This window comes from Pedobacter psychrodurus, from assembly GCF_032678585.1.
Taxonomy (GTDB): domain Bacteria; phylum Bacteroidota; class Bacteroidia; order Sphingobacteriales; family Sphingobacteriaceae; genus Pedobacter; species Pedobacter psychrodurus_A.
The window spans coordinates 1-13,286 of sequence record NZ_JAVTSN010000064.1; the positions used below are offsets into that span (position 1 = coordinate 1).

The following is a 13,286-nucleotide window of genomic DNA, read 5'->3' on the forward strand; positions in this document are numbered from 1 at the left end:
ACAAATTTTCTTCACCATATTTTTCGTAGTATGCCTCCACTCTATGAATCGTGTCTTCGAAATCAGTATAAAAGTTAGCTTTACGAATGGTCGACTCTACCATAGTGGGCAAATCAAATTTTTGTTTGGTTTGCCCCTTTTTTTTGCCCTCAAAAACGGCCTTTAAAGTACCTAGAACGCGTACAGCCTCATCAATTTAGTTTTCATTCCAAAATTGATATGTTTTTCTCGCATTCCGATTTTATTTTCCGATACTCAAAGTTAAGAATTACATCATTGAGCACTTTATCTCTTACTTTTGTAATTCGTGAATTAAACTTTTCCAGCTGTTTTCTCACATTTCAAATCGGGTCATTATTTTCACCTACCATTGCTTAATATATCTGTTTGAGAATCATGCTGTAGACTATACACCCCGTTTCTTTTACCATCTGGTTATATTGAAGAGCTATTGGAAGTACGGTAATTGGAACTCCCCAAAACAAGTGAACATAGGCCATGTTGTACCATTAAAAATAACTAATATGGAAAACGAACTATCGGGCCGCAGAGACTTTGTAAAAAAGTCGATCACTGGAACAATTGCTGTGGGGACAGGACTTTCTCTTGCGGCATCACTATTTAGTATTACCGAAGCAAATGCCTTAGAAGCTGAGTGGAATGGGGATCCGACTGCATCGAACGAAAAAGCTTTTAGAATGGGCGTTATCGGCCCAGCAGAGCTTTCATTGGCTACAAGCCAGATTGCGGCCACTAAGGCAAGCAATAAAAATGCAAAGGAATTTGCTGGCTTTGAGCTTACGGAAGCCATTGCAGTTACAGGTGTTCTAAAAGACTTGGGCACCCCGGTTCCACCGATGGACGCAAAGGCTAAAGCCACACTTGCAAAAATCAAAAATACACCAGCGGGACCAGAATTTGATAAAGCCTATATTTCCGCACAACTGGAAAATCACGAATTCCTGCGTGATCTTGCTGCTAGTTATATCAGTAAAGGAAAGTTGCCAGGAGCTGCAGAAAATCAGGGCAGGCATCTAGCTACCTTGTCACTTGCCGTGTTCAAAGAGCATGTTGCCATCACCAAACGCATACTTGGTGAACTTGGAGGATAATACAAACATTAACAAGATCCTGGTCTGGATCTTGTTAATTCAATCAGCCTGCAAATTGAATTCAATTCAGTCAAAGAATTAGCTTTGTAGAAGTGAGGTAGCTTGATGTCACATCCCACTATAGCCGGTCACCAACTAATAACGAAAACACATTTGATAATTTCTTTTTCCTATACTGCTCCTCAATTTTGTTCTGCACCACTTTTTCAAAATTTACTATCGCTTCACAACATTAATAAAAGTTTGGTCACCCACATATTAACTATCATCAGGAAACAGCATACCTATGTGGTTTCCTTTTTACGCTCGTAGATCACTATACAACAATTAGCTGTATCTCTCCCATTACCGGTTCGACATTTTCCAACCAGTCTGTCTAATCCTGCTAAGCTTGTCATTGAACAAAAAAATGGCAACAAAAATCAAAGACAGGACAAAAACATCTAAAAAAGATTTTACAGTATTGCACTTGCCCATATCAGCAAAATATCTGATATCATTAGCTGATAATTAAAGAATTAGCATTTCAATCAGATACATTGAACTTCTACCTGAAATAATGAAGTGGGTTAACTACCTATTTTGTATGGCTGGTGTTTTTTTCAAAATTTAACTTCATAGCTTATGTTGAACAATAAATACCAACATATGAAATACAAAAAATTCTACTACGTCATTATGGCGCTTTTAATCTGCCATGCCTTAAACGTTAAGGCCCAACGAGGTCTGCCTCCCAAAGAGGTTACCCGATCTGTTTCAGTAACTAAGTATGCTCAGGTATTGGAATTTAAACCCGAGATGGTGAAACTACTAAAAACGCCACCTGGTTGGCAGGTAGAACTTGCCGCCTCGGGTTTAGGGAAACCTAGAATGTTATATACTTCATTAACAGGAAAAGTTTATGTTACGCGAAGAGATGGAGGTGATGTATTGCTGTTGGAAGATAAAGATAAAAACGGAAAGTTTGAAAATTTAATTACCGTTGTTTCTGAATTTAAGGGTGTGCACGGTATTACAATGAAAGATAATTGGATGTATTTATGTAATAATAATGAGTTACGCAGATACCCGGTAAAGCCAGATGGAACACTTAATATTTATGGTAAGGAAACCTTAATCAAGGACTTACCCGATGGCGGACAACATCCAAATCGTACAATGGATTTTGGTCCGGATGGAATGCTATATATAAGCATTGGATCTTTATGTAATGATTGTAAGGAAAGTGATAAGGAAACTGCTGTGATGCTACAGGTTGACCCTAAGAGTTGGAGTAGAAAACTATATGCCAGTGGCTTGCGGAACACCATAGGTTTCGATTGGCACCCACAAACCAAAGAACTTTGGGGAATTGATAACGGTGGGGATGCAAAAGGAAGCGACTGGCCACCAGAAGAGGTCAATCAGATAAAACAAGGTGCTGATTATGGTTTTCCTTATGCTTATGGAAAACGTGAGGTTGATAAAAGTCGCGAAGATCCTGCCGGAAATACAAAAGAGGCAGTTGTAAAAAATACCGAACCTTCTGTATTAGAACTTACCGCACATATGGCTCCAATCGCATTCACATTTTTCAGGGGTGCTGCAAATATCCCTTCAGATTGGTCTGGTGACGGACTTGTTGCATGGCATGGCTCATGGAATGCTGATAAGCCGGTTGGTTTTAAAGTTCAACGAATCCATTTTGAGAATGGTAAAGCTGTAAAAGCCGAAGATTTTTTAACTGGATTTTTACAAGGGGAATCTCGCTTTGGCCGCCCTGCCGGAATTACCGTAACTAAAGAAGGAATTATTTACATTTCTGATGATGCATCAGGAAATATTTATGCAGTACGTAAATCAAACTAACATGAAAAAACTTACATATTTACTCTGCGGGGTTGCGAGCCTTGCCGCAATAGCTGCTTTTAGTCCGGAGCCAGGGCCAAGGATCGAATTCGATGCCATGGAAAGCTATCCCGAAGGTGTTGCATATAACAAAATCGATGGCAATTATTATGTTTCATCTGCAAGGCTTGGAAACATTGGGAAGGTTACCCCTCAAGGAGCCTATACAATTCTGCTTCAGGATTCAATGCTAAAATCTACCTATGGAATAAAAATTCATCCTGATGGGAAAAAGCTTTTTGCTTGCGTAAGTGATGCCAATTACAGCAAGTACACCAACCCTGCCACAAGAACAAAGATGGCAAAACTAATAGGTTTGGAACTAAGTACGGGGAAGAAAATTTCTGACATCGACTTATCCGGACTGCTTCCAGGGAAGCATTTTGCTAACGATATGACTTTTGATCAGCAACAAAATATATACGTAACCGATAGTTTTGCAGGAGCAATCTACAAAGTTACGCCAAATGGTAGAGCCTCAGTTTTTGCGAAAGATGAACTTTTTAAAACAGAAGGCGTAGGTCTTAATGGAATTGTTTATCATGCTGATGGGTTTTTAATTGTTGATAATACCGCTAAAGGTGAACTGTACAAAATCGATATTAAGAATCCGAAAAATATTGCGAAGGTTGCGATTAATCAATTCTTTTTAGGTGCAGACGGACTCTTACTTAACGATAAAAATTTACTAACCGTTGTTGTAAATGGTGGAAGCGATAAAATATTCCAATTGGCTACAACTGATAACTGGAAGACCGCAAATGTAAAGGCATCTACATTAGCCACAGATAGGTTTACTTATCCTTCTACAGCTACACAAAACGGCAATGAAATTTGGGTGATGAATGCTCAATTCAATCAATTACTAGATAGCAACCAAGTCCCGGTTAAAAAATTTGCAATTCAAAAGGTAAACTATAAACCTTTGTAAACTCAATAACCCTAAAAAGAGCAACTAAATACTGTTTGCTCTTTTTAGGGTTGAACATGGGATAAAAGATTTTCAGGATAAACGTAAAACTCAAATAAGTAGAGTGCTAAGCTTCTAACCTACAGCAGAGCAGAATTTTGTAAAACCGGATATGAAGCAATTAGGGATTGTAATTTTAATTTTATTTTGTACTACGCGTCTGTTCGCTCAATTCGAGAATGCCGGATGGGTTTTTATTAGCCATAAGCAATCTTTAGGTGAAAAATTAGATATACGAGCAGACTTTCAGTTACGCTCTGCAGATAAGTTGGGCTATTTATCAGGAATTTTATTGCGTGGTGCGTTGAGTTATAATTTAAACAAGCGAAATTCTATTGCACTTGGATATGCCTATTTAGGAAGTTGGGAATATGAGCAAGATCTTAAAACCAGTTCAGGGGAGCAGAGAATATTTGAGCAATACCTGAAACAGCAATCATTCGGTAAAATAGAAGGAAGTTTAAGGCTCCGGTTGGAACAGCGTTTTATGCAAGAAGAAGGTGAAACCAATTTCTCTCAACGAGGAAGAATGTTCCTAAGTGCTCAGATACCAATATTAGCTAATGAAGATTTCAGTAAAGGCATTTATACGGGTTTACAAAATGAACTGTTTATGAATCTGCAAAAAAAAGAAAACGTAAATGGAAGCTTTTTTGATCAAAACAGGCTTTTTGGATCATTAGGATATCGGTGGAACAAAAGAATAGAATTTGGGTATATGTATTGGAGACAAAAAGAAAAACAAGGCTTCGTTAAAAGAAATATTTGGCAAATAATGGTTACAACAAGTTTTTAGGTAATATACTATACCTACTGTGAACTCCTATTATAGCTTGTCATTTAACAAATCCATAAAACACTTACAACTTTTTCTTTTTCCTATACTGCCCCTCAATTTTATTCTTCACCACTTTTTCAAAATTTACTATCACCTCACAATGTTCATAAAAGTTCGATTTTCCGCGGATTGACTCTACTTAAACGGCAAAAAGCCTTGAAGTTCGAACCCTTTCTTCGAAAGGAGCTCAAATTCAAGGCTTTTTCGTTTTCATGATGCTTTCTCATGAAAACGAAAAAAAATGCATAAATTCATTACTAACTGAAAATGAGGCAATTATTAGTTCGATCCTGCTTGGGTTAATCCAACCGGCGAAAATTACTTTAAGCACTGGTTAACAAGCGCTTATGGTTCGAACTAATAAATCGCTATGGTTTCTTTTCTTGATTTTCTTTCTTAAAATGATCTTCAACGATTATCTTTGAAAACCTTTTTAATGTTCGAATTACCTCTTGAGCTTCCGCATCAGAAAAATGTTTGAACATACCTAATGCTTTAACCTCATCAATCGTTAGGTCATTTAAACGGTTAACCTTCAAACTATCGTGATCTTGCATGAATCAATAGGGAGGATTAAATTTATTACACATATGCCTGATAAATATTAAAATTTGCAATCGAATAAGTACCGTCTAAAATGACAAGTTGATCTGGGAGGAAACAAACCTGTAGGTTAGCCCCCAATAGTAATCATACTTCGATTTTTTATGGTATTGGGGTCAATATGCTTAAAGTCTGTAATCATTTGCCCGCCCAATTCTTTCTTCTTACTCATGATGGATTCTAAAATCAGCGGCAAAACTTCTTCTTTATTTCTAAGTGCAGAAAGCAAATCCGTTTCCCCGTTAGAAAATAAGCAGTTTTTAAGCTTACCATCAGCAGTAAGGCGCATGCGATTACATGTACTGCAAAAAGGTTCAGTCATTGTACTGATAATTGCGAATGAACCCTCATGACCGGGAATCCTAAAATGTTTTGCTGTATCGTGCGCCACTCCTCCAACTGGCAAGACCGTAAAATCTTGTTGTATTTTAGAGAGAATTTCTTGCAGCGAATACATTTTATTGCTAGTCCATTTATTTCCGTTAAAAGGCATAAACTCGATAAACCTAACCTGAATAGGGTTATGTTTTGTCCAGTTTATAAAATCTTTAATTTCGCCATCATTCATCCCTTTCATCACCACCATATTAATTTTAACAGTGATTTTCTCCTGAAGCAGCAGTTCTATATTGCTGCGAACCTGATGAAAAACATCCCGGCGGGTTATAAGCATGAACTTTTCGGGCTGTAATGTATCCAGACTGATATTTATACTCTTAATTCCTGCTTCTTTCAAAACTGGTAGCATCTCTGCAATTCTTGTTCCGTTTGTAGTAATTACAAGCTCTACCGGAAGTTTCCCCAACTCAGAAATAATTGAAGCAGCATCCTTTCTAACCAAAGGTTCTCCTCCGGTCAAACGTATTTTTTTTACCCCCTGTTCTACAAATATCCTGGCCAGATGAATAATTTCATCTGTCTGCATTAATCTTGAAGTTGGCGCGAAATCATATTCTTCTTCCGGCATACAGTAAAAACAGCGAAAATTACAATTATCTGTTAAGGATATTCGAAGATAGTCATGTATACGTCCGAAGGAATCTGATATCATATGGTTTCTTAGTAATAATTTATTTTGAGATGCTATCTTTTGCTGCCAACTTGATCGCATCCCTAATTCGAAGATAAGTTCCGCAACGACAAATATTTCCTGCCATGGCATCGTTAATATCCTGATCTGAAGGGTTCTTATTTTCTTTCAACAAAACGGCAGCAGACATGATCTGCCCGGCCTGACAGTAGCCGCATTGCGATACGTCCAGTTCCAACCAGGCCTTTTGCAGGGGATGATTATTTTTTTCGGACAAACCTTCAATTGTTACCACTTTTTTGCCCTGGGCACGACTGGCCTTTGTTACACAGGAACGAACAGCCTCTCCATCCAAATGAACCACACAGGCTCCGCATTGCGCAACGCCACATCCAAATTTCGTTCCTACAAGGCCAACGTGATCTCTTAGTATCCACAAGAGTGGTGTTTCGGGATCAGCATCAAGTTTATATTCCTTTTTATTAATATTTAAAGTAATCATATTATGTATAATTATCCAATTTAAATTAGACACTTGTAGGTTCGGGTTGCGGCATAGCAAAAGGTTGCTGATAGTGACGTTTTCCTGTAGCCTTATATAGCGCATTGGCCACTGCACCAAACACTGGCGGAAAAGGTGGCTCACCCAGACCTGTTGGGTCAATATCGTTTTGAACAAATGAAACATCGACTTTCTTCGGCGCTTCATGCATTCTGATGATTCTGTATTTATGGAAGTTATTTTCTTCAACCACACCATTTTTGTGAGTAAGCCCGCCATACAAACTATTTCCTATTCCGTCTACAACAGCGCCCTGCACCATATTAGTGGCAGCATCAGGGTTGATTACAATTCCCGCGTCAACTGCACTGAAAACACGTTCCACATAAGGGTCACCATCCTTTAAAACCATATCTACAACATGTGCTGCATAAGAGTTGTGGCAGAAATAGGCAGCCACACCCCGGCTAAATTTTTTATTTAGGGGATTTGACCATCCGGATTTCTCCTTTACTAAGCTCAGCACACCCGCGTAACGGGCAGGATCATATTCATTATTTTTCCCAACCGGGTTGTCTTTTGCCCTTTTTAAGAGTTCCAGCCGAAAATCAATTGGGTCTTTTCCCATGGCTTCAGCCAGTTCATCCAGAAAAGATTGCTCAGCGGCCGCTGCAAAATTAGATCGGGGTGCCCTGAAAGCACCTATCGTAATATTTGAAGGAATCTGCCATCCCTCTGCTAAATAATTGTCAATTGCTCCGGCAGGAAACCGGTTCGCATGAACGGCATGCTCAGGGATGCCGCCGCCTTTAACATGAAAAGCTAATAGCTTCTTATTCTCATCGAGTGCTGCCCGGTAGGTAGCGGTATACATAGGACGATAAATACCATAGGTCGTATCATCCTCTCGTGAGTAGATCAGCTTAACTGGTACTTTCGCTTTTTTAGAGATCAGGGCCGCCTCGATCAGATAATGCCCGTAGGCCCTGCGCCCAAAGCCGCCACCCATTCTGGTCATCTGTATTTCTATCTTATCGGCAGGAAGGTTGAGCACTTTCATCAGTGTAGGCTCTGTCCAGCCGGGCGCCTGAAGTGGTCCAACCAATAGTGCCTTATCGTCTGTAACGTGAGCAAAAAAATTCATCGGTTCCATACAGTTATGCGCAAGAAAAGGTGCTGTATATGTACGCTCAATAATCGTTTTCGCATTTTTGAAACCGGTCTCAGGGTCGCCATCCCGGCGCAACAACTGGGCTGGCCGTGCTCCATACTCCAGCATTTTTTTATATTGATTTTCGGTACTTTCCAACTCACCCGGAACAACAACTGTTCGGTTTTCTCCCCGGCCCGCCATTGTATCTTTTACATCGCCAGCTGGCATCCATTCAACAATTAGCTTCTTCCTTGCATTCATCACTTCCCAGGTCGTTTTACCTACAACAACAAGGAGTTCATTAAAAGTTCTCGTATCAAAGCCACCCTGGGCAAAGCCATCCTCATAAAGTTTCAAGCTAAACACATCTTTAACCCCGGGCATTTTCAGGCATTGGGAAGCATCATAAGATTTCAGCTTCATACCGAAAGCTGGTGGATGCTGAATCATTGCGATCAGCATACCCTCATGTTTGTAATCAAGCCCAAAAAGTGGTTTTCCACTTATTATCTTTTTCCCTTCCACATTTTTTTGGGACTTTCTTACAATACCAAAATCCTTCACGTCTTTTAACTTCACTCCTTTTGGTACAGGCATCGCAGCTGCTTTGGATGCAAAGTCGCCATACTTGCCTTTTTTACCACTCCTTTCATGGTAAATAACGCCCATTTTGCTCTTAAGCTCTTCTATCGGCACCGCCCAGCTCTGCGATGCAGCCTGCATCAACATATTTCTAGCTGTAGCACCTGCTTCTCTTAGTGGTTTCCAGTACATCCGCATGGAATTACTTCCTCCTGTAAATTGTGGTCCTAGCTTAACATTGTCATGAGGGCCCATTTCCACCGTAACATTTTGCCAGTCAACATCAAGTTCTTCCGCAACAATCATTGGCAGCGAAGTCATTACATTCTGTCCGAATTCCGGGTTTGGACAGATAAGCGTAATGGAGTTATCCGCAGCAATTTTGATATAACCGTTAATTTCTGTCCACTGCGCTGCCGGCAATCCATTGTCATTGTGGGGCAAAGCCAGTTTGGCCAGTCCGCTGAAATGGATCATTAACCCACCTGTTGCAATCAATGATGTTTTCAGAAAGGTACGCCTGCTGTTGTCGGTTTTATTTATTTCCATCTGTTAAGATTTAATAATTTATAATCTGATTATTTTTCCGGAGGCGCAACAGCGCCAGTGGTAAGCCAGGTAATCCAGGCTTTTTTGAAATCTGCATGGGAAACTGGCGGCAATGTACGTCCCTCGCCAGGATTCCATCCGGCAAGAACAAGGCCATCGTCGGCATGGGCAATAAGTTTTTTCAAGTCTTTGTTTCCGTTCGTTTTGGGATCCATAAGTTGCCTGGCCAGTTGATTCTCGGTTCTGCCCTGAAAAACCATTCTCATGTTTGCAGGAGGTAAATGCCATTCAGGATTTCCCGGAGGGGTATGCAAACCTGGCGTATTGGTGGATTGGTGGCAGTTTGAACATTTCATCGCGTAAACACCTTTACCTTCTTTACCCCTTTTTGGCAACATTGCATGTATGTGGCTGTCATCACCCTGCAAAGGGACATCACCTGATGGATGACAATTCATGCATCGCGGACTCATCAATACTGCATAAACCTGTTTGAAAGCAGTTACCGAGGCGATGCTGTCCTTAACCACAATAGGCTTAACCTCGTTTGGCCGACTATCAACTGTTAGAGAATCTGCTCCAAAGGCCATTAAAACCACAATTGAAGATAGTATGGTGACCACGAGTAATGATCTTACAGCGCCACGATGTTTGCTGTCTTTATTTGGTCTGGCAATCATATGTATGTTTTGTTATTATTCTAATATACTGATATTATTGGTCACTTATCATCTATTAACCTGAAAATTAAACCTCTACACAATTATGGGCATATATTGATTTATCTAATGCAGATTACCTGAGCGAATTGCTTTTTCAATCAATTCTGTTCTTAATTTAACTGGGTCCATTTTCCCACTTGCAGATCCGTCGCCCTGAATTTCCAGTACCTCTCCTGTTTTTCGGACATATAGCGGCCATTTGGGTAATCCTTGTCCGTTGGGATCTCCGGTTTTTGCAAAGTTGCTCCAATAGCTATTCATCATTTTCGCCACCTGCTGATCATGAGGATCGATTGGCGCTCCGTTTCTGCTCGTCAGGTTGTCAAATACATAGGAGATTTCCGATGCATGGGCAGCCCCGAAACGCATTCGCCCTCTTGCGCCAGGCGAGATATAGGAAAACAAATACACATAGGCAGACGCGTCTTTTTTCGAAAATGCGCCAGCAGTAAACCGGGCTGGCTCTGCCCATACTTTATCTGTTATTACCATTGTCCGCACCTTGGCAAAATCTGTACTGCCGTCCGGATCATAGACGGCTTTGGCCTCTGCAGCCATAGCACCAAATAGATTGAACAATTCCTCTTTTGAATTTGCACTTATAAACCCTGCTTCAACCTCGGCACTATTGGAGCCTATGATCAGTGAAACTCTTGGTATTTTGCCTGCTTTATAAGCGGTCTCTGCTGTTTCAGTAACCAAACTACCGTCCAGGATTGGCCCTGAATAAGTCGGTGCGCCTCCCGGGCCGTTGCTTTCCTGTCCGCCGTCAATAACATCCTCCACACTAAGCGAACGAAGTTTGGCAAGTGCTGCCGCGTCTGTGCCTTCAATGCCATGCTTTTTGGCAAAATTTACGCCAATGGTTTCTGCAGAGAGCGGATAATAGGGATCAGCATTTTCTTTGCTGATTGGTCGTCCCGTCAACACTCCATTGCGTCCGCCGCCTGATTCAACGATGGCCTTTTGGAACAGCCCCCTTGCGCTGGGAATGGTTAGCAGGGATTGTACCGATACTCCGCCCGCTGATTCACCGAAAATAGTGACGTTCTTTGGATCTCCGCCAAAGGCAGAAATATTTTCCTGAATCCATTTCAGCGCCGCTATCTGATCCATATAGGCATAACTGCCTTTGAACTTATCCTTCTTTTCATTGGTTAATGCAGGAAAAGCAAAGAAACCCAGCCTGCCCAAACGGTAATTGATAGTGATGAGCATAACACCCTGTTTTGCAAAGTTGACGCCTGAATAGCCCGCCTGAGCACCACTTCCAAAAACAAAAGCCCCTCCGTATATCCAGACCATTACAGGCAGTTTTGCATCCTTAACAGCACTAGCCGGACGCCAGATATTTAGAAAAAGACAATCCTCCGAAGAGCTTGCCGAAATTTTGTTTCCGTCTCTTGGAAATCCCATTTGGGCCGGGTCTGCACCAAACTTACTCGCATCCTTAATCCCCTTCCACGCGGCAAGTGGCTGAGGCGGGCGCCACCGGTTTTCTCCAACAGGCGGAGCAGCAAATGGAATTCCCTTGAATATAGAAACTTCGCCCTCGTTGATCCCTTGCAGACTTCCGTACTTGGTTGTTACCACCGGGCCGGCCTGCTGAGCATAGCAAGAAAAGCTAATAGAAATGGCCAAAGAGAGAAAAAATAGTTTCATAAATTATGATTCGTAGTTAATTACTTTTTAATTGGAGCTTCCACATCAGAAAAGTTAAGCACCATCTGCGGTAAACGAAGCCCCTTAACAGAAATACCGGCTAACTCACTATTGAAAGCTTTAAGCTCATCGGCAGAAAATTTAACATCAGCAGCTCTGGTATTTTCGAGCATATGAACCATTTGTGTAGTTCCCGGAATCGGTACAATCCAGGGCTTTTTTGCAAGTAGCCAGGCAAGTGAAATTTGGCCAGGCGTTGCCTGCTTTTTAGCTGCCCAGTCTTTTAAAAGACTTACCAGTTTCAAGTTGTTAGATAGGTTCTCATTTGCAAATCTGGATTCTGTTGCACGAATGTCTCCTGGTGCAAAGCGAGTGCCTTCATCAATTGCTCCTGTTAAAAACCCCACTCCAAGCGGGCTCCAACACACAAAGCCAATCCCCAGTTCCTCACAAAGCGGAATGATTTTTTCTTCGGGTCCACGCCACAACAGCGAATATTCATTTTGAATTGCTGTTACCGGGTGGATTGCATGTGCTCGTCTGACTGTTTGTACGCCTGGTTCGGACAAACCATAGTGCAATACCTTGCCTTCTTTTATCAGGTCTTGGATAGCCCCCACCACATCTTCGATTGGAACAGCCGGGTCTACGCGATGTTGGTAAAGGAGATCAATCCTGTCGGTTCGAAGGCGTTTGAGCATCCCTTCGACAACTTCCTTAATATGGGTTGGCTGACTGTTGAGGCCAGGCAATCTTTGCCCGGTTTTTTGATCAATGTTCCAGCCATACTTGGTCTCAATTACAATTTTGTTTCTGAAGGATGAGGTTGCCTCACCCAATATCTTTTCACATTCAAAAGGACCGTATGCTTCAGCCGTATCAAACAACGTTACTCCTGCATCGTAGGCCTTTCTGATAATATTGAGCATTTCAGGCCTCGATGGAATTGTTGTCTGATAAGTCCGGTGCATATTTTGAACACCAAGACCGATAGCAGAGACCTCCAGTTTACCCAGCATCCTTTTTCCTGGTTTTGCCATTAAGTGCTTAACTTCTGACTCAGCATTAGCAGCAGTTGTAATACCTGGCATCATGGAGAGTCCCGCGAGCGCAAGTCCTCCTTTCAGTAAACTTCTCCTATTGAAGTTCTGTGAGAATTTGTTGTTGTCCTGATCTTGCATAAATATAAAAGGTTCGGTGTTAAAATTAATTTGTTTTGACAGCCAATTTTACTGCCCTTGACAGTTTCGAAAACGTCAACGATCCCATTTTCCACTTGCCATTTTCCTTTACATACACCTCTGTAACCATGAAGGGATTGATCACTTCATTGCTGCCAAGAACTGCGACCAGATCAATGTCATTCAATAAAATAGCGGTATTGCCGATGATATTTACCGATGCAGAATATACTTCTGCTTTCTTGTAGTGAATGCCACCTGATTTAATCACATTGAGTTCTCTTTCGGTCCCCCAACTACCTCCCATGTGCACGAACATTGCTTTTGCATCAAATAGTTTACCTAAAGAGTCTACATTCTTATCTGCCATCCATACCCATTTTTTTCTTGAAAGATCAAGTACCTCTTGTTCTGATTTTGTCGGCGTAGTGGATTGTGCATTAGCAACATTGAACATTATTATTAGTATTAAAATGCTAAAAAATACTTTTTTCA

At 41.2% G+C, this 13,286-nt stretch carries 12 protein-coding genes; 4 read left to right on the forward strand and 8 right to left on the reverse strand.

The genetic code is table 11. The features are described from left to right. Window positions 1-524: 524 nt before the first annotated feature. The 4 genes from R2S57_RS27525 to R2S57_RS27540 all read left to right on the forward strand — a co-directional run bounded on the left by R2S57_RS27525 (window position 525) and on the right by R2S57_RS27540 (window position 4,765). Complete coding sequence (locus R2S57_RS27525) at window positions 525-1,112, forward strand: DUF4142 domain-containing protein (protein ID WP_316848129.1); 588 nt, start codon at window positions 525-527, stop codon at window positions 1,110-1,112. Window positions 1,113-1,760: 648 nt separating this feature from the next. Then, the gene (locus R2S57_RS27530) at window positions 1,761-2,960 is read left to right on the forward strand and encodes a PQQ-dependent sugar dehydrogenase (RefSeq protein WP_316848130.1); all 1,200 of its coding nucleotides are present in this window, start codon (window positions 1,761-1,763) and stop codon (window positions 2,958-2,960) included. A 1-nt stretch (window position 2,961) separates the two neighbouring features. After that, window positions 2,962-3,930, forward strand: a complete 969-nt coding sequence (locus tag R2S57_RS27535) for a gluconolaconase (RefSeq protein ID WP_316848131.1) — start codon at window positions 2,962-2,964, stop codon at window positions 3,928-3,930. A 151-nt stretch (window positions 3,931-4,081) separates the two neighbouring features. After that, the gene (locus tag R2S57_RS27540) at window positions 4,082-4,765 is read left to right on the forward strand and encodes a DUF2490 domain-containing protein (protein ID WP_316848132.1); all 684 of its coding nucleotides are present in this window, start codon (window positions 4,082-4,084) and stop codon (window positions 4,763-4,765) included. 410 nt (window positions 4,766-5,175) lie between these two features. Here the strand turns inward: R2S57_RS27540 and R2S57_RS27545 are convergent, their stop codons facing one another. The 8 genes from R2S57_RS27545 to R2S57_RS27580 form a co-directional block, all read right to left on the reverse strand. Then, window positions 5,176-5,364 carry a hypothetical protein gene (locus R2S57_RS27545; RefSeq protein ID WP_316848133.1) on the reverse strand — a complete coding sequence of 63 codons (189 nt, stop codon included), beginning with the start codon at window positions 5,362-5,364 and terminating at the stop codon, window positions 5,176-5,178. 116 nt (window positions 5,365-5,480) lie between these two features. After that, entirely contained in the window at window positions 5,481-6,572 is a 1,092-nt protein-coding gene (gene moaA / locus R2S57_RS27550) for a GTP 3',8-cyclase MoaA (protein ID WP_316848134.1), read from the reverse strand. Beyond that, complete coding sequence (locus tag R2S57_RS27555; RefSeq protein ID WP_175632608.1) at window positions 6,481-6,942, reverse strand: (2Fe-2S)-binding protein; 462 nt, start codon at window positions 6,940-6,942, stop codon at window positions 6,481-6,483. The genes moaA and R2S57_RS27555 overlap by 92 nt, the downstream gene beginning before the upstream one ends. Before the next feature lie 25 nt (window positions 6,943-6,967). After that, window positions 6,968-9,226, reverse strand: a complete 2,259-nt coding sequence (locus R2S57_RS27560; protein ID WP_316848135.1) for a xanthine dehydrogenase family protein molybdopterin-binding subunit — start codon at window positions 9,224-9,226, stop codon at window positions 6,968-6,970. Between the two features lie 29 nt (window positions 9,227-9,255). Further along, entirely contained in the window at window positions 9,256-9,906 is a 651-nt protein-coding gene (locus R2S57_RS27565) for a hypothetical protein (protein WP_316848136.1), read from the reverse strand. A 105-nt stretch (window positions 9,907-10,011) separates the two neighbouring features. Next, a complete protein-coding gene (locus tag R2S57_RS27570; protein ID WP_316848137.1) occupies window positions 10,012-11,541 on the reverse strand; it encodes a carboxylesterase/lipase family protein in 1,530 nt (509 codons plus the stop codon). 89 nt (window positions 11,542-11,630) lie between these two features. Next, the gene (locus R2S57_RS27575; RefSeq protein WP_316848138.1) at window positions 11,631-12,791 is read right to left on the reverse strand and encodes an aldo/keto reductase; all 1,161 of its coding nucleotides are present in this window, start codon (window positions 12,789-12,791) and stop codon (window positions 11,631-11,633) included. Window positions 12,792-12,816: 25 nt separating this feature from the next. Beyond that, entirely contained in the window at window positions 12,817-13,248 is a 432-nt protein-coding gene (locus R2S57_RS27580) for a nuclear transport factor 2 family protein (RefSeq protein WP_316848139.1), read from the reverse strand. Between the last annotated feature and the right edge of the window lie 38 nt (window positions 13,249-13,286).

Coding starts and splice junctions, on each gene's coding strand:
- R2S57_RS27540 (WP_316848132.1), top strand. CDS start 4,082: ATGAAGCAATTAGGGATTGTAATTTTAATTTTATTTTGTACTACGCGT.
- R2S57_RS27560 (WP_316848135.1), bottom strand. CDS start 9,226: ATGGAAATAAATAAAACCGACAACAGCAGGCGTACCTTTCTGAAAACA.
- R2S57_RS27580 (WP_316848139.1), bottom strand. CDS start 13,248: ATGTTCAATGTTGCTAATGCACAATCCACTACGCCGACAAAATCAGAA.
- R2S57_RS27535 (WP_316848131.1), top strand. CDS start 2,962: ATGAAAAAACTTACATATTTACTCTGCGGGGTTGCGAGCCTTGCCGCA.
- R2S57_RS27555 (WP_175632608.1), bottom strand. CDS start 6,942: ATGATTACTTTAAATATTAATAAAAAGGAATATAAACTTGATGCTGAT.
- moaA (WP_316848134.1), bottom strand. CDS start 6,572: ATGCCATGGCAGGAAATATTTGTCGTTGCGGAACTTATCTTCGAATTA.
- R2S57_RS27525 (WP_316848129.1), top strand. CDS start 525: ATGGAAAACGAACTATCGGGCCGCAGAGACTTTGTAAAAAAGTCGATC.
- R2S57_RS27565 (WP_316848136.1), bottom strand. CDS start 9,906: ATGATTGCCAGACCAAATAAAGACAGCAAACATCGTGGCGCTGTAAGA.
- R2S57_RS27575 (WP_316848138.1), bottom strand. CDS start 12,791: ATGCAAGATCAGGACAACAACAAATTCTCACAGAACTTCAATAGGAGA.
- R2S57_RS27545 (WP_316848133.1), bottom strand. CDS start 5,364: ATGCAAGATCACGATAGTTTGAAGGTTAACCGTTTAAATGACCTAACG.
- R2S57_RS27530 (WP_316848130.1), top strand. CDS start 1,761: ATGAAATACAAAAAATTCTACTACGTCATTATGGCGCTTTTAATCTGC.